This window comes from Streptomyces sp. NPDC003379, assembly GCF_053589195.1.
This window is the reverse complement of the sequence record NZ_JBSFRK010000062.1, coordinates 15754-38280: the sequence shown is the minus strand read 5'-3', so window position 1 is coordinate 38280 and position 22527 is coordinate 15754. Positions and strand designations below refer to the sequence as shown.

General features: G+C 68.7%; 21 protein-coding genes and 1 pseudogene. 8 read left to right on the top strand and 14 right to left on the bottom strand.

What is annotated here, in order from left to right; genetic code table 11:
* From ACWDVB_RS36540 to ACWDVB_RS36510, 7 genes and pseudogenes are all read right to left on the bottom strand, one after another.
* Positions 1-129 (bottom strand): transposase (locus ACWDVB_RS36540; RefSeq protein WP_451612030.1); only part of this gene is annotated, 129 nt, incomplete at its 3' end.
* A 13-nt stretch (positions 130-142) separates the two neighbouring features.
* Entirely contained in the window at positions 143-340 is a 198-nt protein-coding gene (locus ACWDVB_RS36535; RefSeq protein ID WP_451518625.1) for a hypothetical protein, read from the bottom strand.
* Between the two features lie 8 nt (positions 341-348).
* Entirely contained in the window at positions 349-579 is a 231-nt protein-coding gene (locus tag ACWDVB_RS36530) for a major capsid protein (protein ID WP_451518626.1), read from the bottom strand.
* Positions 580-624: 45 nt separating this feature from the next.
* Entirely contained in the window at positions 625-762 is a 138-nt protein-coding gene (locus ACWDVB_RS36525; protein WP_451518669.1) for a hypothetical protein, read from the bottom strand.
* Between the two features lie 145 nt (positions 763-907).
* Positions 908-1375, bottom strand: a pseudogene (locus tag ACWDVB_RS36520) (major capsid protein); the annotation flags it as partial.
* Between the two features lie 4 nt (positions 1376-1379).
* Positions 1380-1802 (bottom strand): head decoration protein, encoded by a 423-nt coding sequence (locus ACWDVB_RS36515; RefSeq protein WP_451518627.1) that lies wholly within the window; start codon positions 1800-1802, stop codon positions 1380-1382.
* 300 nt (positions 1803-2102) lie between these two features.
* Positions 2103-2573, bottom strand: coding sequence for a hypothetical protein (locus ACWDVB_RS36510; protein ID WP_451518628.1), 471 nt, complete (start codon positions 2571-2573; stop codon positions 2103-2105).
* Between the two features lie 443 nt (positions 2574-3016).
* Between ACWDVB_RS36510 and ACWDVB_RS36505 the strand changes: the two genes are divergently transcribed.
* Positions 3017-4117, top strand: a complete 1101-nt coding sequence (locus ACWDVB_RS36505; protein WP_451518629.1) for a hemopexin repeat-containing protein — start codon at positions 3017-3019, stop codon at positions 4115-4117.
* Positions 4118-4180: 63 nt separating this feature from the next.
* Positions 4181-4348 (top strand): hypothetical protein, encoded by a 168-nt coding sequence (locus ACWDVB_RS36500; RefSeq protein ID WP_451518630.1) that lies wholly within the window; start codon positions 4181-4183, stop codon positions 4346-4348.
* 777 nt (positions 4349-5125) lie between these two features.
* Here the strand turns inward: ACWDVB_RS36500 and ACWDVB_RS36495 are convergent.
* Positions 5126-5983, bottom strand: coding sequence for a SigB/SigF/SigG family RNA polymerase sigma factor (locus tag ACWDVB_RS36495; RefSeq protein WP_451518631.1), 858 nt, complete (start codon positions 5981-5983; stop codon positions 5126-5128).
* 369 nt (positions 5984-6352) lie between these two features.
* Here ACWDVB_RS36495 and ACWDVB_RS36490 point away from each other — a divergent pair, with 369 nt between their 5' ends.
* Positions 6353-7861: a PP2C family protein-serine/threonine phosphatase gene (locus ACWDVB_RS36490; protein ID WP_451518632.1), complete on the top strand. Its 1509-nt coding sequence runs from the start codon at positions 6353-6355 to the stop codon at positions 7859-7861.
* Complete coding sequence (locus ACWDVB_RS36485) at positions 7861-8247, top strand: STAS domain-containing protein (RefSeq protein WP_451518633.1); 387 nt, start codon at positions 7861-7863, stop codon at positions 8245-8247. The genes ACWDVB_RS36490 and ACWDVB_RS36485 overlap by 1 nt, the downstream gene beginning before the upstream one ends.
* A 351-nt stretch (positions 8248-8598) precedes the next feature.
* Here the strand turns inward: ACWDVB_RS36485 and ACWDVB_RS36480 are convergent, their stop codons facing one another.
* The gene (locus ACWDVB_RS36480; protein WP_451612029.1) at positions 8599-9477 is read right to left on the bottom strand and encodes a recombinase zinc beta ribbon domain-containing protein; all 879 of its coding nucleotides are present in this window, start codon (positions 9475-9477) and stop codon (positions 8599-8601) included.
* A gap of 770 nt (positions 9478-10247) precedes the next feature.
* Here ACWDVB_RS36480 and ACWDVB_RS36475 point away from each other — a divergent pair.
* The gene (locus ACWDVB_RS36475) at positions 10248-11387 is read left to right on the top strand and encodes a cytochrome P450 (RefSeq protein ID WP_451518634.1); all 1140 of its coding nucleotides are present in this window, start codon (positions 10248-10250) and stop codon (positions 11385-11387) included.
* A gap of 5 nt (positions 11388-11392) precedes the next feature.
* Entirely contained in the window at positions 11393-12493 is a 1101-nt protein-coding gene (locus tag ACWDVB_RS36470; RefSeq protein WP_451518635.1) for a type III polyketide synthase, read from the top strand.
* Between the two features lie 43 nt (positions 12494-12536).
* On the opposite strand, the gene ACWDVB_RS36465 is transcribed toward ACWDVB_RS36470, so the two are convergent.
* Positions 12537-12908: a DUF952 domain-containing protein gene (locus ACWDVB_RS36465; protein WP_451518636.1), complete on the bottom strand. Its 372-nt coding sequence runs from the start codon at positions 12906-12908 to the stop codon at positions 12537-12539.
* Positions 12909-13114: 206 nt separating this feature from the next.
* Here ACWDVB_RS36465 and ACWDVB_RS36460 point away from each other — a divergent pair, with 206 nt between their 5' ends.
* Positions 13115-13540, top strand: a complete 426-nt coding sequence (locus ACWDVB_RS36460) for an OsmC family protein (RefSeq protein ID WP_451518637.1) — start codon at positions 13115-13117, stop codon at positions 13538-13540.
* A 162-nt stretch (positions 13541-13702) separates the two neighbouring features.
* The gene (gene dnaK / locus ACWDVB_RS36455) at positions 13703-15598 is read left to right on the top strand and encodes a molecular chaperone DnaK (RefSeq protein ID WP_451518638.1); all 1896 of its coding nucleotides are present in this window, start codon (positions 13703-13705) and stop codon (positions 15596-15598) included.
* Between the two features lie 3 nt (positions 15599-15601).
* Here dnaK and narI read toward each other — a convergent pair whose 3' ends face one another.
* The 4 genes from narI to ACWDVB_RS36435 are packed head-to-tail and all read right to left on the bottom strand — an operon-like array spanning position 15602 to position 22216.
* A complete protein-coding gene (gene narI, locus ACWDVB_RS36450; protein ID WP_451518639.1) occupies positions 15602-16324 on the bottom strand; it encodes a respiratory nitrate reductase subunit gamma in 723 nt (240 codons plus the stop codon).
* A complete protein-coding gene (gene narJ, locus ACWDVB_RS36445) occupies positions 16324-16896 on the bottom strand; it encodes a nitrate reductase molybdenum cofactor assembly chaperone (protein ID WP_451518640.1) in 573 nt (190 codons plus the stop codon). Before narJ ends, narI begins: the two co-directional genes overlap by 1 nt.
* On the bottom strand, positions 16893-18533 hold the full coding sequence (narH, locus tag ACWDVB_RS36440) for a nitrate reductase subunit beta (protein ID WP_451518641.1): 1641 nt from the start codon (positions 18531-18533) through the stop codon (positions 16893-16895). The genes narJ and narH overlap by 4 nt, the downstream gene beginning before the upstream one ends.
* A complete protein-coding gene (locus tag ACWDVB_RS36435) occupies positions 18533-22216 on the bottom strand; it encodes a nitrate reductase subunit alpha (protein ID WP_451518642.1) in 3684 nt (1227 codons plus the stop codon). Before ACWDVB_RS36435 ends, narH begins: the two co-directional genes overlap by 1 nt.
* Positions 22217-22527: the final 311 nt, after the last annotated feature.

Genomic DNA, 22527 nt, shown 5'->3' with positions numbered 1-22527 from the left:
GCGGGCTTTGATGGCCGACCACAGCAGTTCCACCGGGTTGAGTTCGGGTGCGTAGGCCGGCAGCCGCTCCAGCGTCAGCCAGTCCTGCTCGGCTGTCCAGGCCCGCATGCCCCGACTCCAGTGGGCCACCACGCGAGAGGGGCTAGGCGGACTTCGGCTTCCGGGCCGTCTTGCCGGACTCACCTGCCGAGTCGGGCGGGATGTGCCAGCACTTCGGGTTGGTGATCTGCTCGGCCACGGCCGGATCCGTCACTTCGGTCCCGGCCAGGAGGACGGTCGGGATCCGCTCGGCGGGTTCGAGGACGTGGACCGTCGCGGCGAGCACGCCGAGAGACTTCACCGCGGCGCTCACAGGACGGTGGCGGTGATGTGGCAGTCCGGCGAGTACAGCACCGGCATCGCGGCGGCCGCGCCCTTGGTCCTGATCTGCACCGGGTCGTCCTCAACATCGCGGGTGATGATGATGCCGGGCGCGTATTCCCGCTCGATCTGCGGGTTCGTGCCACGGGAGAGGGCGAGGGACTCTGTGGTGGTGCCGTACTGGGGCTGGCCCCACTTCGCTCGGTCCGGGGGCAGCATGATCCACCGATCTTCCGGGAGGACCCGCTTGGATACGTCGTCCTGCTACACCTGCGCCTTGTAGAACGTGACAGGCGGCAGGCCGTAGGTGCCGCGCACCGAGTTGATCTGCTGCGGGTTCAGCGTGGCCGTCGGGGTCTGCCCACCGGCCGGGGTGCCGGATTGCCCGCCAGGTGTGACCACGCCTTGCGCGAGGTGAGCACCATCTCCGGAGCCGGAGCGCCGATGGAGTTGAGGTAGTCGATCCACCGCAGCTCATCCGCGATCGGGTCCGCGGTCGGACCGACCACGGCTTCGGCGCGGTCGGCATGTTCGCGGCCGGCACGCCGTAGTCGGCCTCCACGGTGAGGCCGTTCTCCCCGGCCAGGCTGAACTTGCCGTCCAAGAGGACGTCACCGGCGGCGAGTTCGAGGCGGGAGCGGATGGCTTCGACGTGCCGTTCCACGTCGTCGTAGAGCAGCTCTACGAGCCGGTCTTCGTCGGCGCCGCGGGCGGCGTCCAGGAGCAGCTGCTCCATTTCGCCGACGAGGAGCTTCTGGCCCAGCGCGGGCAGGGTGCCCTCGGTTTGAGTCGAGGTGGCCTGTCGCTTCGCGAAGGGCACGCTGGTGTCGTAGGCGCGGTAGGAGGCGGCGTTCACGCGCCGCTTGTTCTGCCGCACGCGCCACTTTACGTCGTGCACTCGGGCCTCGGGGAACACCTTCTGCGTGAGCAGGAAGTCGTCCGGGCTGGGGATGGTGCGCGCGTAGACCGTCAGGTCGGTGACGGAGACGTTGTTCAGGAGGTCGGCGACGCTCACGCGCTCACCGCCCCGAGGAAGCGGATCTGCGCCCCGGCCGGGTGAGGGGTGATCTTGGCAGGTCGAGGCCGCCGGGGATCTTCGCGGTGTGGGCGGTGCCGTGCCAGAGCAGTGCCGCGGGTACCTTCGTCACGCCGGGCGTGAAGGGTGCCTCCACGTACACGAGACCGGCGAGGACTTCGCGGCCGTCGTCCGCTGCGGGGTCGTACGCCCCGTACAGGCCGGAGGCGGTGATGTGGCCGACGGGGACGCCGGAGCGGACGAAGCCGTGCGGCTGGGCTGCGGTCGGCTCGACGTAGTGGACGTTCTTGGTCAGCTTGGCCAGGTCGAGGGTGATGGTCTCGGTGGAGTCGGTGCCGTGGCGGGAGGCGAGCCAGTCCCGGTCGGCGGTGACCGTCACAGTGGTGGTGTACGGCTGGATGCTCAAGCCGTCTTCTCCAGGTGGTGCGGTGCGGTCACGCCCTCACCAGGTGCGGTGCGTGCGGTCCATGAGGAGAAGAAGGAGGGGGCGTGGTCCCCTACTTCAGCCAGCCGCTCACCGTGAGCGGCCAGCCGGTCTAGGGGGTGTCGGGCAGCAGGCCTCGGCGTCGGGCCATCTCCGGACCGGCAGCGCCGGGCGGGCGCTCCGTGCTGCCGGGGCGCGGCGGCGGAACCGACGCCGGAGCGCCACCGGGGGCCGGGGGGATGTCCCGAGCGGGGGAGCCGAACAGCTCGGGGCGGCGCTGGCTCAGCTCCTGAACCGCCTCGTCCAGGGCTGAGGTGTTCGCGTCGTCCGGAATGCGCAGCAATGACACGGCGTCGTCCAGGTCAGCGCCGGCTGACACCAGCACGGCGCGACGCGCTGCCTCCCGCTCACGAGCGACAGCCGCAGCCTCCCGAGCGAGGGCGCCTGCTCGTGCTCGATGACGGCCTGTTCACGCCGCTCGGTCTCGGTCAGCCGGTCCTGCTCGGCCTGCCGGACACCAGCGAGGTACTCCTCCAGTGCCGCCGTGTTGGAGAACCCGAGCTTCTCGATCAGGGAGCGGACCGCTGCACGGCCGCCTTGGTCCTTCTCCCGGGCCATCATCGTGTTCAGCTGCTTCTGGCTGACGCTGACCGTGGCCTCATCGTTCGACGGGTCTTCCGGGGAGGCGCCGAGGACAGGGAAGATCGGGCGGCCGTCACGGCGGTAGCCGAGCACGGTTCGCGGAGCGGGCATGCTGCGGGTCATCAAGTGGTGCTACTCCCACGACGGCCCCGCGCCGTGGCCCAGGCTACGGAACCGAGCGATGAACCCTGCGGCAGGCGGCCCCGACCCGTGTGAACTCCTGGGTCGACATGATCGGGACCATGAATATGGGTGGGCAATAAGCCGGGGTGGAGCACGACTCTCCGTCGGGAAGGACGTCGTCGGGTGCTGATTTTGAAAGGCCGAAGTCAGTAACGAAAATTGCGGCCAAGCAGTTCAGCGCCTCCGGGTGTCGCGCGGGAAAGTGGCTGAAAGGCATGCCTTGTCGATATTCCGTGTAGTTGGCAGTCTGGCAAGGCGCCGACTGTATGGACCCGTGCCCGGAAAGCGATCCAGCGTGCGCTGGACCGGACTGTGGCACCACACGAGATCCGCCCGTCGAGCAACAGTCAGCAATCTCCCGAGGAGGAACCTTGATCCAAACAGCGGCCCTCACCGATTACCGTGACAAGCACCAGGGGGTGTCCTTATTCCGCGCGGATGAGTACGCGGTCTACGCCGTGGACGAGGACAAGCTGAAAACCGGTCCCGCGAAGGTGGCCGCGGACTGGAGCGGCCTGGCCGGCACACAGTTCGCCGACAATCTCGACGCGATCACCTCTGTAACCATCTTCGGAGCCGGGCAATTCGACTTCGGGGAATTTTATGCCTACCTGTTCAAGGGCGACCAGTACATCCGGTACGACCTGCGTCACAGCCGGATCGACGTGGGCCCGCTCAACATCGGGGAGCATTGGCCGGGGCTGAAGGAAGCCGGCTTCGATCGCGACCTGGATACCGTCCTGTACACCTGGGCACCGGGCGGACTCAAGGAACACCTGCAAACCTCGTACGCCATTCACTTCTTCAAGGGCGATCAGTACGTCACCTTCGACCTCGGTGCCAACAAAGTTACATCGGGGCCGAAAAAGATCGCCGCCGGCTGGCCGGGACTGAAGGCCGGCGGATTCGACAGTAACCTCGACGCCTCGGTCCTGACCTGGACCCTGGGGCGCCTGCCGGGAATGGCGACGGACCGGAAAGTCTATTTCTTCAAGGGCGACCGGTACATCAGGTTCGATCTGAACACGAACAACACAACTCACAGCGGCAGGGCGATCGCTGACGGCTGGCCCGGACTGAAGGGCACCGACTTCGCCGCCGCCGAGGACCTGCCCCGGCACCAGCCGGCCGTGGCACAGGCATCCTGCACCTTCACCTTCTCCAACCCCGGTGAGGCCGACCCCGATCCGTACGGCTCCATCTGGCTCAAGACCAAGGACGGCACCATCTTCCGTCTCTGGACCCAGGCCAACCTGGGCAACAGCACACCCCTGCGCCGCACCCTGACCAACAGCATCTCCCTGCCCTTCGGTGCCGACGACATCACCGAAGTCTGCGCCCACGTCGACGAGTACGACATGGGCAACGGCGACGACTACCTCGCGCGCGGCTCTCAGCCCTTCACCGGTAACGGCACCTACACCCTCACCTCCGAGGACGGCAGCGTCACCGTGGAACTGACGCTCACCTGACCACAGGCACGGCAGGGGGCTCTGGGCCGATGGCCAGAGCCCCCCGTGGACACGGTTGCAGCGGTGACCTCGGCCGCCGTCGTCGAGGGCGAAGACTGTGCCGGGCTCGATCGCGAGCGGCTCGGGCCTGCCAGATACCCGGTCGACCTCGGGGCGGGCGCCCGCGAGGCCCTTGTACAGGGCATCGAGCAACTCGACCTCGGCCTGCGTGATGCGCACGCGCGTGGATGACCACTGGAGGTAGCCCCACTGCAGGTATTCGACGGTGGCCGTCGCTCCGGTGCCGGCGCCGTCGGTGGGAAGTTCGATCGGCTCGGGGAGCGCGGTCTCATCCAGGAGCTGGTCGAGCTGGTCTTGGTCGTAGCCCGTGCCCTTCAGGTCCGGCAGGTCCGGCAGGTCCGGCAGGTTCTGGAGGATGTCTGCGAGAAGGAGGGTGTCGTATCCGGCGAGTTCGCTGGTGCGGTTGTCGACGACGACGATCTTCGCTGCCGCCTCGTCGTCCACGTCGAGCCAGGTGACAGCGGTCTCGGCCCAGCCAAGCTGCTTGGCCGCCTTGTAGGTGTGGTTACCGGCAGGGATCTCGTTCGGGCGCCCCGTCAGCGTGCCGCGGTTGACGACGATCGCCCGGTACTGGCCGTGCGTGGACAGGGACTCGCTGTTCGAGTCGACGTCACCGGTCCGCGGATTGCGGTAATAGGGGACCAGCTCATCGACGGGGACGGCAAGACCAGCGAGCGAGGCGGGTATGCGAGAAGCGGTGGGCATGAGGCTCCAGCCCCGCGCCCGCGTCCGCGCCTAGGTGATCAAGCGGTGACCAGGCTCTGCGAGACGACGGTGCGCATCGGGCGCCCATGCTCCCGAGGTAGAGGGGGGAATGCCAGTGAGAATGGTTTGTGAGTCTGTCCCGGATGAAATCGTCGTGCCAATAGGTGGGAACACTCGAGACGGACCACTGAGTGACAAGCACACGTCAGCCTGTGACCGTCTCCTGCCGACAGACCCTTACCGTCAGCTGGTAACCAGGCCCGTGCGGAGCTTGGCGACGATCCTGGTGATGAGGCGGGAGACGTGCATCTGCGAGCAGCCCAGCACCTCGCCGATCTGGGACTGCGTCTGCTCCTCGACGAAACGCAGGTGGATGATCTGGCGCTCGCGGCCGTCGAGTTCGGCGATCAGCGGGGCCAGGGCGTGGAAGTTGTCGACCAGGTCGAAGCGGTCCTCGTCGACGCCGATGAAGTCGGCCAGGGCCGACTCGGTCTCGTCGTCCTTCCCACTGAGGGCGGCGTCCAGCGAGACGGAGGCGTAACCGTTCGACGCCTTCTGCGCTTCGCTGACCTCGGCCGGGTCCAGCTGCATCAGTTCAGCCAGTTCGGCGGTCGTGGGCGTGCGGCCCAGGCGGGTGCGCAGTTCCTCGGTCGCCTTGGACAGTTCGAGACGGGCTTCCTGCAGGCGGCGCGGCACATGGACGGCCCAGCTGGTGTCACGGAAGAACCGCTTGATCTCACCGGTGATGTACGGGACGGCGAAGGTGGCGAACTCCACCTCACGGGTCAGCTCGAACCGGTCGATCGCCTTGATCAACCCGATCGTGCCGACCTGCACGATGTCCTCCATCTCCTGCACGCCCCGGTGCTTGAACCGCGATGCCGCGTACTTCACCAGGGACAGATTGATCTCGATCAAGCAGTTCCGCACGTACTGGTACTCGTGCGTGCCTTCCTCCAGCTCTCCGAGCCGGTCGAAGAAACGCTTGGAGATCACCCGCGCATCCCGCGGCGCCACCGTCGCCGGGTCCACGTACGGACGTTCGGGCACGTCCTGCCCGGTCCGCGTCGTGGTCTCTTCCGTGGCCGTCACGGTGATCATTCGCCCCGCCCCCACCTCGTCGCCGACGTTCTTGCCTCCCGCGTCTGCCCCGCCATCGGCTGTCCAAACAGGGGGGCGGAATTCTTCGACCTTTGTGACCAGCATCTCGGTATGAGTCGCTTCACCTGGGTTAACCGCTCTCTTCGGCAGCAGAGTTGGGTGAGCGTATTAGGCGCTCGTCCCTTCCGTCCCCGAAGTGCAGGCGTGCACCTCCGCCCCGGCACCCAAGGCCCACTGCGGACGCCGGTGATCCGCAGCGGCTCCACCGCAGCGAACCGGTACCCGACAATTGGCATTCGGACCTGCGCTCGATCTAGGCTGCGTCGGTTACTGCCGCTCGCGGCGGCCCATCGACGGAGAGGAAAGCCGATGACCCAGCAGGCCTCGGCGGCCGATCCGGCGGCCGATCCGGCGGCCGCCCCGGTGCCCAGGCGGCGTCCCGAGCTGGTCCCGGACCCGGGTGTGGAAGCGGCGCGTCTCTCGGCGGTACGGCGTTACAACATCCTCGATACACCACCCGATGGCGCGTTCGACCGGGTGGCGGCTATGGCTGCCCGTCTCTTCGACGTTCCCGTGGCCACGGTCACGATCGTCGACAGCGACCGCATCTGGTTCAAGGCCGCCCACGGCCTCGAAGGTGTTAAGGAAATCGGCCGGGACCCAGGCCTGTGCGGCTCAGCGATTCTGCGCGATGACGCACTCGTCATCCCCGATACTCTCCGTGATCCCGCAGCGGCGGGCAATCCGCTGGTCGCCGGAGAGATGGGGGTGCGCTTCTACGCTGCCGCACCGATCATCACCCCGGACGGGCACCGACTGGGCACGGTCAACGTGCTCGACACCAGACCACGCTCCATCAGCAAGGAAGATACCGCCACCCTGTCCGACCTCGCCGCGATTGTGCTGGACGAGATGGAGCTGCGGTTGTCGGCGCTGCGCGCACTCCGCGAGGAGCAGGAGCGGCGGGCGGCGGAGAGCCGGCACGCCGAAATGGAACGAGCGCGTGCCGAGGCGGAACGGGCGGCGCGGGAGCAAGCGGAGAAGGACAAGGCCGCGATCGCGGCGTTCGCCTCAACTCTCCAGCGCACGCTGCTGCCTCCGGCGCTTCCGGTGGTCCCCGGACTGGAGCTGGCCTGTCACTACCGCACCGCCTCCGTCCACGATGTCGGCGGTGACTTCTACGATGTCTTCCCCGTCGACGAGCGCCGATGGGCGTTCTTCCTCGGCGACGTGTGCGGCAAGGGTCCCGAAGCGGCGACCGTCACCGCACTGGCCCGCCACACTCTGCGCGCCGCCGCCCAGATCGACCCGGATCCGGTCACCGTCCTGAGCACGCTCAACACCGTCCTGCTCGCCGACGTCACCGCCGGGAGCCGCTTTTGCACCGCCCTCTTCGGCCTGCTAACACCACGGGAGGACGGCGGCTTCACGGTCACCGTCGCCACCGGTGGCCACCCACCGGCGTACCACGTGCGCCCGGCCGACGAGGGTTCCGTATGGCTCGAGGCAGTACGCCCCAAGGGCGGCATGCTCATCGGTGCCTTCCCTGAGGCTCAGTTCGCCCAGAGCACTTTCCCGCTGTCTCCCGGGGAGGCCCTGTTCTTCTACACTGACGGGCTGACCGAAGCCAGTACCACCCAGGGCGCCATGCTCGGTGAGGACGGCCTGACCGGCTTCCTCCACCAGCGCACCGGGCCTCTGACCGCCACCGCCCTGGTGGACGACACCGTCACCTTGCTGGCGGCGCTGCCTGAGGGGACCAGTGACGATGTGGCTCTGCTGACCCTGTCCGTACCCGCATCCGAAGCCATGCCCGAGACCCGAATCGCCGCCACTGCCCACACCGCCGCCGCGCCCGAACACTTCAGCCAGGAGTGATGACCAACGTGACCCACACGCTCCATCTGACCGTTCAGCACCCCCTCCCTCAGCTCGCCCTCGCCACGGTCACCGGCGACGTGGACGTGCGGACCGCCCCCTTGCTGCGCACCCAAGCCTTGGACGTCATCCAGCACGGGCCACTTCATCTGACCCTGGACATGGCGCAGGTCGGCTTCTGCGATTCCTCCGGCCTCAGCGCACTCATCGGGATCTGGCATGCGGCCCAGACAGCGGGCGGCTCCCTCAGCCTCGCCGATGTTCCCCAACGCCTGATGCGGATGCTCGCCATCACCGGCGTCGACTCCCTTCTGCCCATCCATCCCACGGCCGCCGACGCGGTCACCGCTATGACGGATAGCCAGCCCACCCCCGCAAATGGGTAGACAACGCTATACCGGCCGTTCACTGGGTGGTTCAGTGCTGGACGAGGTATTCCCGATCAGAATTGGTGAGCGGCTTTTCTCTCGCTAGCCGCGGAATCGTAAAGACGTGAAGGCATGTAGGCGTCATCATTCATTGACCTGCTGTCGAACAAGGCACATTCAAGACTTCCTGCCATGCCCCCCTGTGGCGGCCCCTGCGGCCGCCGGACGGGCAGACGTAACACCGGGCGCGCCCGCGCGCTTCGGAAATGCCGCAGCAGAGGCCCGTACCGCAGGACCACAGGCCACCCGAATCACGGGCGTTGAGCGTCCGAAACGGGCGGCGCCCAGCGCCACTCGATGTGGATCCGCTCACTGGGATCGCGGTGCCTGCCGCGCCCCACCGGCATGACGCGCACCTTGACGATCACGACGCCGACCAGCGCCCGCTGCCAGCCCCGCGGCGCCCGTCTTCCACCAGGCGGCCAAGTCCTCAACGCCTTCAACGGGTACGTCGATCAGCTGTTCCAGGTAGCGCAGACGGCTCCGCGCCTCGCGCAAGTCCTGCTTGGTCGCCTTCTCGGCAGCCTCGTAGGCGGCCGGCACCAGCACCTTGCGCATCTCGCGCAGCTCCCCGAACCGCTCCGACGACCCGTCGATGTGCGCCTTCAGGTGCTCGGCCTCCGCCTGCAAGTCGGCCGGCAGCTGAGCCACCCGCTCTCGGGCGCCCGGCCGCAGCAGCTCCGCGAGAACTTCCTCGGCCACAGAGTCTTCGAGCCGGTCGGCGTTCATTCGAACCCACCCGCACGAGTCCTGACCCTCCCGGGGCGGGGGGCAGCGGTAAGCCGGATCGCCGCCGTTGGTGACACGCGTGCCCACCATGCTGTAGTCGCACCGGCCGCACTCCGACCGGCCTTCGTTCAGCAAGTAGTCGAAGGCGTCGCGGGGCTCGGCCTGCTGGCCCGCCTTATCGGCGAACAGGGCGAGAAGCCGCTGACGCTCATCGGGCGTCAGTACCGTCTCGCCGAAGTCCTCGATGGACTCGCCGTCCTCGTCCAGTCCCGCCATGCGGGGATGGCTCAGGGCGCGGGTCAGGGCCTCCGGGGCCCACTCGTTGCCGAGCGCCGTGCGATACCCCTGGGCATTCATCCACCGGCATGCCTCGGCCCTGCTGTGCTGGTCGAACAGCAGGGAGACGGCCTTGCGCAGACCTTGGGCCTCCTGGGGGTGAAGCCCCCCTCGGCGACTCAGGTAGCCAGTCAGCCGCGCCTCGTCAGGACACCCTCAAGGCCTCCCACAGCGAAGCAGTCGCCACCTTCTGCGTGCGCCCCAAGGGGATCAGCTTCGCCGGGAACGCATCCGCCTTGATCAAGTCGTACGCCTTGTCAGCCCGGATCCCCAGAGCGCGAGCAGCCGTCGACACGCTGACCGCCGCGGGCAGAGACCGCAGCTCGTCAACGGACATCCCGCCCTGCGCTCGAACCGGCACACCAGGAGCGATCAAAGATGAGGGCAAAGGTGGTCACATCCTTCTTCCCCGCGCCACCTGGCAGGAAGCATACGGCGCCCAAGGAAGCGTCTCCCTGGGTACAGCAGGATCAGGGCACGTAAGGAATGACCGCCCATGGCATACCCCCTGAGGATCTCCTCGCCGTCGTGCGCGAGGGGGCCTCAAAGTGTCACCGCGGACGCGCCTTGCACAGTTGCCATTCCGGCCATAGGACCCCCGCCACGTGCCTGTTCCCGCACCCCACGGACCCCTGTGGCGCGAGGGCCTACACAATGTGTTCGTATCGGCCGACGCGCACCTGCGCCCTTCCCTCGAACACCTCCGAAGCGCCGGATCGCCCCGCGCGGCCCGTTTCCACCCGGGCTTCCCGGCACCGAAAAGGCCGGCCCCGGCGGGGGAGAAGCTGGATCGGGTGACGAGCGCCGTGACGTTGTCGGTTTCCGATCGTTTGATTGACGTGACTCACGGCTATCTTTTCCGCCACGACGTGGCTTTGGAGCCCGACCCCTTCATGACCCGTATGCGGCGGGAGGAGCCCATCGCCCGGGTCGACATGCCCTACGGCAGCGGCCCATGTTGGCTGGTGACCCGCTATGCCGACGTCCAGTTGGTGACCTCCGACCGACGGTTCAGCCGGGCCGCGCTGGTGGGCAAGGACTTTCCACGGATCACGCCTGCGCCGATCGCGCAGAGCGAGGCGATCAACCTGATGGACCCACCGGTGCTGAACCGCATCCGCCGGCTCGCGACGCACGCCTTCGGGCCCCGCCAGCTCGACCGGCTGACCCCCTGGGTGCGGGCGATGGTGGACGAGTGCCTGGCCGGCATGGAGGCGGCCGGGCCACCGGCGGACGTCGTCTCCCACTTGGCGGACCGTCTTCCGCTGGCCACCATCTGCGAGCTCCTCGACATCCCCGCGCCGGACCGGCCGCAGCTGCGTGCCTGGGCCATGGCGATGATGGCCATGACCCCCGACAGCCGGAGCGCCGCCGCCGACGCCAAGCAGCAGCTGCGCGTCTATTTCGACGAGCTGACCACCCGTCGACGCGCCGAACCCGGCGAGGACCTGCTCAGCGCGCTCGCGACCGCCCGGATCGGGGACGAGAGACTCACCGACGCGGAGCTCGCGGTGCTGGCCATGCTGCTGATGGTCACCGGGCACGACACCACGACCTACGACATCAGCAACTTCGTTTTCACCCTGCTCACCCACCCGGCGCAGCTCGGCCGGCTACAGGAGGCGCCGGAGCTGTTGGACCAGGCGATCGATGAGCTGCTGCGCTACGTCCCCTTCCGCCAAGGGGTCGGAATTCCTCGCGTGGCCCTCGAAGACGTCACCATCGACGGTGTGACGATCCGTGCCGGCGAAACGGTCCATGTCTCCTATCTCACCGCCAACCGCGACGAACTGGCGTACGACCGCCCCGACGAACTCGACTTCGAACGGCCCTCCCCGCCCGCGCATCTGGCCTTCGGCTACGGCATGCACCACTGCCTGGGATCCCATCTCGCCCTCCTGATGCTGCGCACCTCGATCGGCGGCCTGCTGTCCCGGTTCCCCACCCTGCGCCTGGCCGTACCGGTGGAGGAGGTGCGCTGGAACACCCAGTCGATCTGGCGCTACCCCCTCGCGCTGCCGGTCGCGTGGTGAGCGCCATGCCGACTCTGTGCCGGCCCCATGTCGCCGTCCCCGAACACGTCGTCACGGCCGAGCAGACCCTTCATCTCGCCCGCACCCTGCACGCCGGGCACCCGCAGCTCGACCTGGCCCTGCGGCTGATCGCCAACACCGGAGTACGGACCCGCCATCTCCTCCAGCCACTGGAGGCGACCCTGAAACACCCCGGGTTCGAGGAACGCAACCTCCTCTACGAGAAGGAGGCCAAGGTACGCCTGCCACCGGTCATCGAGACCGCGCTGGAACACGCGGAACTCACGGTCCACGACATCGACATGATCATTTACGTGTCGTGCACCGGGTTCATGATGCCGTCGATGACGGCGTGGCTGATCAACAGCATGCGGTTCCGGCCAGACACCCGCCAACTGCCCATCTCGCAGCTGGGTTGCGCGGCCGGCGGCGCGGCCGTCAACCGCGCACACGACTTCTGCACCGCCTATCCCGAGCGCAACGTGCTCATCGTCTCGTGCGAGTTCTGCTCGCTCCTCTACCAGCCGACCGACGTCGGCGTGGGCAGTCTGCTCTCCAACGGCCTCTTCGGTGATGCCATGGCCGCCGTCGTCGTACGAGGTCAGGGCGGACACGGAATCCGCCTTGAGCACAACGCCTCGCATCTGGTCCCCGACACCGAGAGATGGATCTCCTACGCGGTCCGTGACACCGGATTCCACTTCCAGCTCGACAAACGTGTGCCCGGCACCATGGGGGTACTGGCGCCGGCCATGCGCAGCATGGCCGCCCCGCACGCCTGGGACGTCGCCAACCTCGACTTCTACCTCGTCCACGCCGGTGGCCCCCGTATCCTCGACGACCTCGGCCGTCTCCTGGACCTTCCGCCGCGGATGTTCAGGCACAGCCGCAGCACCCTCACCGAACGCGGCAACATCGCCAGTGCCGTCATCTTCGACGCCCTCGCCCGGCTCTTCGCCGAAGGTGGCCCGCCGCACGGAGGGCAAGGGCTCATCGCGGGGTTCGGGCCCGGGATCACGGCCGAAATGGCCCTGGGCAGATGGGCGACACCGCACCGGCCGGTGTCCGAGTCCGAGCCCGGGCTTTCCGGTGCCGGACTGCGCTAAGGCGTCGGATTCGTCGCGCTACCAGTACGGCGGCCCCGCTGTGTCACTCCGCCGGACCCCGGGGAACCAGCTCCCGGGCACCGCCCTCGTCGTCGCGCACGATCTCCATCAGCCCGACGACCGCGTCCCGGTTGACGGGACCCAGAACCCGCGGAAACAGAACTGCGGGCCCCTGGGCGAGAGGTGAGCCCGCAGCAGGGGCCACCCACTTCACCTCGGCACCGAGCTTCCTCTCGTCGATGAGCAGGGCGACGAGAGGACCGGCTGTCCGACTGTGGAAGCGGGTGGCGGCTGCCAGGATCGCTTCCTCGTCGGGCGAGCAGTGCACGGACCCGTCCTTCGCCAACGACGCGGGCGCGTAAGGCAGCTCCGGGTCGGAAAGCCAGTCGTCGAGAGCGGCTACGTGATAGATCATGGGCCAGTTATAGCGGTCACCGTTCATCAATGGCGCCCGGACGCATTCGTCCGGGCGATGCGGCGCCACTATCGTGCAACAGAGCCGAACCCGAAGTTGACGGCTCCGGAACTCGGTCCGCCCCGTGGCCCGTTTGCATCCCGAGTGTGATCGGATGGTGGCAACGGAACTTCCGATCACGGAACCGCACTGAAGGGAACTGCATCGTGGCAACCACGCGCTCCGCGCACACGGTCTGGGAGGGCTCTCTCACGGAGGGCTCGGGCATGGTCACCTTCGACTCCTCCGGCATCGGCGAGCAGGCGGTGTCCTGGCCGTCGCGCGCCGAGGAGGCGAACGGCAGGACCAGCCCGGAGGAGCTCATCGCCGCCGCGCACTCCAGCTGCTTCTCCATGGCGCTGTCGCACGGCCTGGCCGGCGCGGGCACCCCGCCGAGCCGCCTCACCACGTCGGCCGACGTGACCTTCCAGCCGGGCACCGGCATCACCGGCATCCACCTCAACGTCGAGGGCACCGTGCCGGGCATCGACGAGGCCACCTTCGTCTCGGCCGCCGAGGACGCCAAGGCCAACTGCCCGGTGAGCCAGGCGCTGACGGGCACGACCATCACGCTCTCGGCCAAGCTGGCCTGATACGACGCCCGCTGACGATGCCGTCACCCCGCCTCCGAGAGGGTGCTGGGTGGCGGCATTGTCGTATCCGGGCATTGACAAGATCCCGCTCAAGTTTTGTGATGGAGTACGGAGTAGACCTGGATACGGGGACATTGGGCTCTCGGCGGAAGGGACTGGACCATGGCACGTGCGGTCGGAATCGATCTCGGGACGACGAACTCAGTGGTGGCCGTGCTGGAGGGCGGTGAGCCCACCGTCGTGGCCAACGCGGAGGGCGCGCGCACCACCCCGTCGGTCGTCGCCTTCGCGAAGAGCGGCGACGTCCTGGTGGGCGAGGTCGCCAAGCGGCAGGCGGTCACGAACGTGGAGCGCACCGCGCGCTCCGTCAAACGGCATATGGGCGACGGCGGCTGGCGCTTCCCGGAGAGCGGCTCCGTGGACGGCACCCGCTACACCGCGCAGGAACTCTCCGCGCGCGTCCTGCAGAAACTGAAGCGCGACGCCGAGTCCTACCTCGGTGAGGACGTCACCGACGCGGTGGTCACCGTCCCCGCGTACTTCGACGACACCCAGCGCCAGGCCACCAAGGAGGCCGGTGAGATCGCGGGCCTCAACGTCCTGCGCATCATCAACGAACCGACGGCGGCGGCCCTCGCGTACGGCCTGGACAAGGGCGACGACCAGACCGTCCTCGTCTTCGACCTGGGCGGTGGCACCTTCGACGTCTCGCTCCTGGAGATGGGCGAGGGCGTCATCGAGGTCAAGGCCACCAACGGCGACACCCAGCTGGGCGGCGACGACTGGGACCAGCGGATCGTCGAACACCTGGTGCGGCAGTTCAAGAACGGGCACGGCGTGGACCTCGGCAAGGACAAGATGGCGCTCCAGCGCCTGCGGGAGGGCGCCGAGAAGGCGAAGATCGAGCTGTCCTCCTCCAGCGAGACGGACATCAACCTCCCCTACATCACGGCGTCGTCCGAAGGGCCTCTGCACCTGGCCGAGAAGCTGACGCGCGCCCAGTTCCAGGAGCTGACGTCCGACCTGCTCGACCGGTGCAAGGAGCCCTTCCACCAGGCCGTCAAGGACGCGGGCGTCAAGCTGTCCGCCATCGACCACGTGATCCTGGTCGGCGGCTCCACCCGTATGCCCGCCGTGAGCGAGCTGGTCAGGGAACTCACCGGGAAGGACCCGCACAAGGGCGTCAACCCCGACGAGGTGGTGGCGCTCGGCGCGGCCCTGCAGGCCGGTGTGATCCGCGGCGACGTCAAGGACGTACTCCTCCTCGACGTGACCCCGCTGTCCCTCGGCATCGAGACCAAGGGCGGCATCATGACCAAGCTCATCGAGCGCAACACCACGATCCCGACCCGCCGTTCGGAGACCTTCTCCACCGCCGAGGACAACCAGCCCTCGGTCGGCATCCAGGTCTTCCAGGGCGAGCGGGAGATCGCCGCGTACAACAAGAAGCTCGGCGTCTTCGACCTGACCGGGCTGCCGCCCGCCCCGCGCGGCGTCCCCAAGATCGAGGTCACCTTCGACATCGACGCCAACGGCATCATGCACGTCTCGGCGAAGGACGAGGCTACGGGCCGCGAGCAGCGCATGACGGTGACCGGCGGCTCCGCGCTGCCCAAGGACGACATCAACCGCATGGTCCGCGAGGCGGAGCAGCACGCGGAGGAGGACCGCAGGCGGCGCGAGGCCGCGGAGACCCGCAACCAGGCCGAGCAGCTCGTCTACCAGACGGAGAGGTTCCTGCGGGAGAACGGGGACAAGATCCCCGCGGACACCAAGGGTGAAGTCGAGGCGGCAGCGACGGAGTTGAAGGGCCTCCTCAAAGATCGCCCCGACGACACGGCGGCCCTGCGCGCCGGCGCCGAGAAGCTGGCGACGGTCAGCCAGAAGATGGGCCAGGCCATGTACGCGGCTTCTGGCGGGGGCGCCCAGGAGCAGACGGGCTCCACCGGTTCCGCCACCGGTGCCTCCACCGATTCCGCCGCCGAGGAAGGCGTGGTGGACGCCGAGATCGTGGACGAGGACGACAAGGGCAAGGACGGTCAGGACAAGGCGCCCTAGGCCCTAGGACCCCGTCCGTTCCCAGCCGCGCCGCTCCGGCCGCGCGCCCAGCCGTTCCGGGTCCCGGGCGCGGTAGACCACGTACGGGCGGAAGAGGTACTGGAGCGGCGCGCTGAACATGTGGATCAGGCGGGTGAACGGCACCAGGGCGAACAGCACCATGCCGACCACCGCGTGGATCTCGTACAGCACCGGCACGCCCGCCATCGCGTCGATGTCGGGCCGGAGCGTGAAGAGGCTGCGCGCCCAAGGGGCGATGGACTCCCGGTAGTCGTAGCCGTCGCCCGACGTGTGCAGCAGCTTGGCGACCATGCCGAGGACGATCGACGCGAACAGCACCAGGTACATCAGCTTGTCGTTGGTGGTCGTCGCGCGGAACACCGGCGTGTTGGTCCGACGCCGGTAGAGCAGCAGCAGGATGCCGAGGACGAGCAGGACCCCGGCCGTCGTGCCGCCGTACAGCGAGAACAGGTGGTACGTGTGCTCGCTCACCCCCGCCTTGTCCGTCCACGACTCGGGGAGGAACAGGCCCACCAGGTGCCCTACCAGCACGAAGAGGATGCCGTAGTGGAACATCGGTGAGGCGATGTTGAGGAGCCTGGACTCGTAGACCTGCGACGAGCGGGTCGTCCAGCCGAACTTGTCGTAGCGGTAGCGCCAGATCGTGCCCGCGACGAGCAGGACGAAGGCGATGTAGGGGAGGGCGCCCCACAGCAGCGTTTTCATCAGTGCTCCCCGATGAGTGCGAAGGGTTCGAGGCCGACGTCCTCGCGCGGCGGCCCCGAGCGGGCGAGCGCGAGCGCCTCGGCGCGGTCCTTGGGCGTGGGGCCCGGCAGGCTCGCGCACACCGCTTCCAGCACGCCCGCGTACGGTGTGCCGAAGTCGCCGAGCGCGAGCCGCAGCAGCTCGAGGCCGCCGCGGTTCTCCAGGAGCAGCACAGGGCCCGCGCGGGCGGAGAACTCCAGGACGGCGGGGAGGAAGTCCGGCAACTCCTCGCCGCTGAACTCCAGGCCGTGCGCGCGGTAAACCTCCTTGAAGCGGACCAGGGCCATGCCGCGCCGCCGGGTGTCGCCCTCCCGCCACCAGCTCAGATACAGGCTGTGGCGGTTCTTGAAGTCGAAGACCCGCACGTAGTGCGCCGCGAGTTCGCGGGGGCGCGTGGTCTCGGCGTACGTCAGGAAGTCGTCGAGCCGTGGCGGTGCGGCGGCCCGCAGCAGCGGCAGCCGCTCCTGGAACTCCTCGTCCGGATAGGCGAGGCAGAGCGCGGCGGCCTGGTAGAGCACGGCGTGCGGAGTCACTGGGCGTCCTTCTCGGCCGCGTGGGCCTTCTCGGCCGCGCTCGGCTGCTCGTCGGCGGTCTGCCGGGCCCGCAGCGTGTGGAAGTTCTCGACGGTGACCAGCGGCAGCTGTCTGCGGCCCGAGTCCTGGCCGAACGGGCCGTCGCCGCCCGCGCCGGGGCCGCCCTCGTAATCGAGGCTGCACGAGTCCGGGAGTTCGGGCAGGGCCGACTCCTCCAGGCGCCGCGCGTCCGCGACGGCCGCGGTCGGGATGACGTACCGCTCCTCGTACTTGGCGATGGCCAGCAGGCGGTACATCTCCTCGATCCGCGGCCCCGTCATCCCCACCGACCGCGCCACCTCGCTGTCGGGCGTGTCGCCGAGGTTGACGGCCCGCATGTGGGCGCGCATCGCCGCCAGCTTCTCCAGGGAGGAGCGGACCGGGCCGACGTCCCCGGCGGTGAAGATCTCCGCGAGGTATTCGAGGGGGATGCGCAGGGTGTCGATGGCGCCGAAGAGGTTCGCGATGTCCTCGCCGTCGTGTCCCGTCTCCGTCAGCGCGTCGACCACCGGTGACAGCGGCGGGATGTACCAGACCATCGGCATGGTGCGGTACTCCGGGTGCAGGGGGAGCGCCACCTTGTACGTGCTGATCAGGGCGTGCACGGGGGAGCGGCGCGCCGCCTGGATCCAGTCGTACGAGATCCCGGCCCGCTCGGCGTCGCGGCGCACCTCGGGGTCCTCCGGGTCGAGGAAGACGTCCAGCTGCGCCTGGTAGAGCTTGTGTTCGTCGGGTTCGGAGGCCGCCGCCGTCACCTTGTCGGCGTCGTACAGGATCACCCCGAGATAGCGCAGGCGGCCCACGCACGTCTCCGAGCAGACCGTCGGCAGGCCCACCTCGACGCGCGGGTAGCACATCGTGCATTTCTCGGCCTTGCCGGTGCGGTGGTTGAAGTAGACCTTCTTGTACGGGCAGCCGGTCACGCACTTGCGCCAGCCCCGGCAGTGGTCCTGGTCGACGAGGACGATGCCGTCCTCCGCCCGCTTGTACATCGCGCCGGACGGGCAGGACGCCACGCACGACGGGTTGAGGCAGTGCTCGCAGATGCGGGGCAGATAGAACATGAAGGTCTGCTCGAAGGCGAACTTCACCTTGTCGGCGGCCTGTTGACGGACCTTGGCGACCATCGGGTCCAGATGGCCGTGCTCGGTGGTGCCGCCGAGGTTGTCGTCCCAGTTCGACGACCACTCGATCTTCATCGGCTTGCCGGAGATCAGGGAGCGGGGCTCGGCCACCGGGTAGTCGTCGCCGAGCGGGGCGTCGGTGAGGTTGCGGTACTCGTACGTCCAGGGCTCGTAGTAGTCCTTGATCTCGGGCAGCTTGGGGTTGGAGAAGATCTCCAGGAGCGACTTGACGCGGCCGCCGTTCTTCAGCTTCAGGGCGCCGCGCCGGTTCAGCTCCCAGCCGCCGCGCCACTTCTCCTGGTCCTCGTAGCGGCGCGGATAGCCCTGGCCGGGGCGGGTCTCGACGTTGTTGAACCAGACGTACTCCATGCCGTCGCGGTTGGTCCACGCCTGCTTGCAGGTGACGGAACAGGTGTGACAGCCGATGCACTTGTCGAGGTTCATCACCATCGCGATCTGAGCCATGACCCTCATCAGTACGTGACCTCCTGGCTGCGGCGGCGGATGACCGTCACCTCGTCGCGCTGGTTGCCCGTGGGGCCGAGGTAGTTGAAGGCCCATGACAACTGCGCGTAACCGCCGATGAGATGGGACGGCTTGAGGATCAGCCGGGTCAGGGAGTTGTGGATGCCGCCGCGCTTTCCGGTGGTCTCCGCCTTGGGGACGTTCACGGTGCGTTCCTGCGCGTGGTGCATGTAGACCGTGCCGACCGGCATGCGGTGCGAGACGATCGCCCGCGCCACCACGACGCCGTTGCGGTTGACCGCCTCGATCCAGTCGTTGTCCTTGACGCCGATCGCGTCCGCGTCCTGCGGTGCCATCCAGACGGACTGCCCGCCGCGGGACAGCGACAGCATGAAGAGGTTGTCCTGGTACTCGGAGTGGATCGACCACTTGTTGTGCGGGGTGAGGTAACGCACCGTCACCTCGCGTTCGCCGTCGGGTCCGAGGCGCGGCTCGCCGAAGAGACGGTTCATGTCCAGCGGTGGCCGGTAGACGGGCATCGCCTCGCCCAGCTCGTGCATCCAGTCGTGGTCGATGAAGAAGTGCTGGCGTCCGGTCAGGGTGTGCCAGGGCTTGAGGTGCTCGGTGTTGAGCGTGAAGGCCGTGTAGCGGCGCCCGCCCGACTCGCTGCCCGACCACTCCGGCGAGGTGATCACCGGTACCGGGGCGGCCTGCGTGTCGGCGTACGTGATGCGCTTGCCCTCGTGCTCGGCGGCGAGGTGCGCCATCTCCTGGCCGGTCCGTTCCTCCAGGGTGCGGAAGCCCTGCGTGGCCAGGCGCCCGTTCGTCGTGCCGGACAGGGCGAGGATGGCGTTGGCCGCCTTCACGGCGGTGTTCAGGGCGGGGCGGCCGTCGGCGGGCCCGCCGAGCACCACGCCGTTGCGTTCCTTCAGCTCCTCGACCTCCCGGTCGGGGAGCAGCGCGATGCCCTTGGCGGGCAGCCCCAGCCGCTCCACCAGCGGCCCGAGAGCGGCGAACTTCGCGCCGACCGCCGTGTAGTCGCGCTCCACGACCGCGAGATTCGGCATGGTCCGGCCCGGCACCGGCTCGCACTCACCCTTGCGCCAGTCAAGGACGACCCCGCCGGGCTGCGCCGTCTCGCCCGGCGTGTCGTGCTGGAGCGCGGTGGCGACGATGTCCCTGCGGACGCCGAGGTGGTCCACGGACAGCTCGCTGAGGCGCTCCGCGATCTCACGGAATGTGTCGAAGTCGGTGCGGGCCTGCCAGGGCGGGTCGACGGCCGGGGTGAAGGAGTGCACGTAGGGGTGCATGTCCGTGGTCGACAGGTCGTGCTTCTCGTACCAGGTCGCGGCGGGCAGGACGACGTCCGAGAGCAGCGTGGAGGAGGTCTGCCGGAAGTCGAGGGAGACCAGCAGATCGAGCTTGCCCTCGGGGGCCTGGTCACGCCAAGTGACGGACGAGGGGCGCTCGTTCGGGGCCGCCTCCTCGGCGCGCAGCGACGAATGCGTGCCGAGCAGGTGCTTCGTGAAGTACTCGGCGCCCTTCGCGGAGGAGCCGAGGAGGTTGGCGCGCCACAGGGTGAGGACGCGCGGCCAGTTCTCCGGGGCGTCCGGGTCCTCGCAGGCGAACGTGAGGGTACCCGCCTTCAGTTCGTCGACGACGTTGGCCACCGGATCGCTCGTCGTCTCCGCGAGGTCCAGGGGGTTGCGGTCGAACGTCGGGTACGACGGCATCCAGCCGGAGCGCGCCGACAGGGCCAGGCAGTCGGCGCCCGTCATCCCCGCGAAGCGGCCCTCGCCCAGCGGCGAGGACAGCACGTCCGCGGCGAACCTGTCGTAACGCCACTGGTCGGTGTTGAGGAACCAGTAGGCGGTGCCGATCATCTGCCGCGGCGGCCTGCTCCAGTCGATGCCACCGGCCAGCGTCGCCCAGCCGGTGACGGGGCGGCACTTCTCCTGCCCGACGTAGTGCGCCCAGCCGCCCCCGTTACGGCCCTGGCAGCCGGTCAGCTGGAGCAGCGCGAGGAAGGCGCGGTAGATCGTCTCGGAGTGGAACCAGTGGTTGGTCCCGGCGCCCATCAGGATCATGCAGCGGCCGCGCGACTTCTCCGCCGTCGCGGCGAACTCCCGTGCGATCTTCACGCACTTGGCGGCGGGCACGGAGGTGTGCGCCTCCTGCCAGGCGGGCGTGCCGGGCGCGTCCGCGTCGTCGTACGAGGAGGGCCATGTGCCCGGCAGCCCCTCGCGCCCGACGCCGTACTGCGCGAGGAGCAGGTCGAAGACGGTGGTGACCAGAGGTCCGTCCTGCCCGCCGAGCCGGGTGGCGGGCACCCCTCGGCGCACCACTTCCCCGCGGCCCTGGCCGTGCGTGCCGCCCTCCGTGTCGAAGCGGGGCAGCAGCACCTCGACACCCGCCGCGACCGGTGAGCCGTGCAGCGACAGCAGCGGCTCGATGTCGCCGAGCTCCAGATTCCACCGGCCCTTGCCGGACTCGGTCCAGCGGAAGCCCAGCGAGCCGTTGGGGACGGCGGGCCGCCCGGTGATCTCGTCGAGCACGGCCGTCTTCCAGTCACCGCCTTCGCCGCGCTCACCGAGGTCGGTGGCGCGCAGGAACTTCGCGGGTACGTACGCGCCGTCGCGCTCGGTCAGCGTCACCAGGAAGGGCAGATCGGTGAACTTGCGTACGTAGTCGGTGAAGAAGTCCGTCGGGCGGTCGACGAAGAACTCCTTGAGGACGACATGCCCCATCGCGATCGCCAGGGCCCCGTCCGTGCCGGGGTGCGGATGCAGCCACTCGTCGGCGAACTTGGCGTTGTCGGCGTAGTCGGGCGCCACGACCACGACCTTCTGCCCGCGATAGCGCGCCTCGGCCATCCAGTGCGCGTCGGGGGTCCGTGTCACCGGCACGTTCGAGCCCCACATCATCAGATACGCGGCGTCCCACCAGTCACCCGACTCCGGTACGTCCGTCTGGTCGCCGAAGACCTGCGGCGAGGCGACGGGGAGATCCGCGTACCAGTCGTAGAAGGAGAGCATCGGTGCGCCGATCAGCCCCATGAAACGGGCGCCCGCCGCGTGCGACACCATCGACATCGCGGGGATGGGCGAGAAGCCGGCGACGCGGTCGGGACCGTACGTCTTGATCGTGTGGACGTGCGCGGCCGCGATGATCTCGACGGCCTCGTCCCAGCTCGCCCGCACCAACCCGCCCTTGCCGCGGGCCTGTTGGTAGGCCCGGCGCCGCTCGGGATCGCTCTGAAGGTCCGCCCAGGCCAGCACCGGGTCCTTCAGACGGGCCTTCGCCTCCCGATACATCTCCAACAGGACGCCGCGCAGGTAGGGGTAGCGGACGCGGGTGGGGGAGTACGTGTACCAGGAGAACGCGGCGCCCCGGGGGCAGCCGCGCGGCTCGTACTCGGGGCGGTCGGGGCCGACGCTCGGGTAATCCGTCGCCTGCGTCTCCCAGGTGATGATGCCGTCCTTGACGTACACCTTCCAGCGGCAGGATCCGGTGCAGTTCACGCCGTGCGTGGAGTTCACGACCTTGTCGTGGCTCCAGCGGTCCCGGTAGAAGGCGTCCGCGTCCCGGCCACCGGTCAGCGCGACGCTGTGCAGGTCGGGAGCGGTGGCGCCGCGCCGGAAGAACTTCCCCGCCCGCAGCAGGGCGGCGGCGGGCTCGGTCGTCTCTGTCACCGTGGAGCTCCCTAGGTCTGCCTTTCAACGAACGTAGGGGCGAGGGGCGCGGGGCACCTTTCGGTCGCCGCCGTATGGGTTGTGGGGGGCGGGCTTATGGGTCTTACGAGGGCCGGGGGTGGCCGCCCCCGGCAGTCGGGCCCGGCATTACCTGTGACGTAATCGACCAGGTGGCGCGGGACCGACACAGTGGTGTCACCGGATCAGACCGGCGCACCGCACACCGCACACCGCACACCGCGTGCAGCGAACCGCACACCGCGCACCGCGCACCGCACACCGCGCACCGCGGACCGCACACCGCGTGCAGC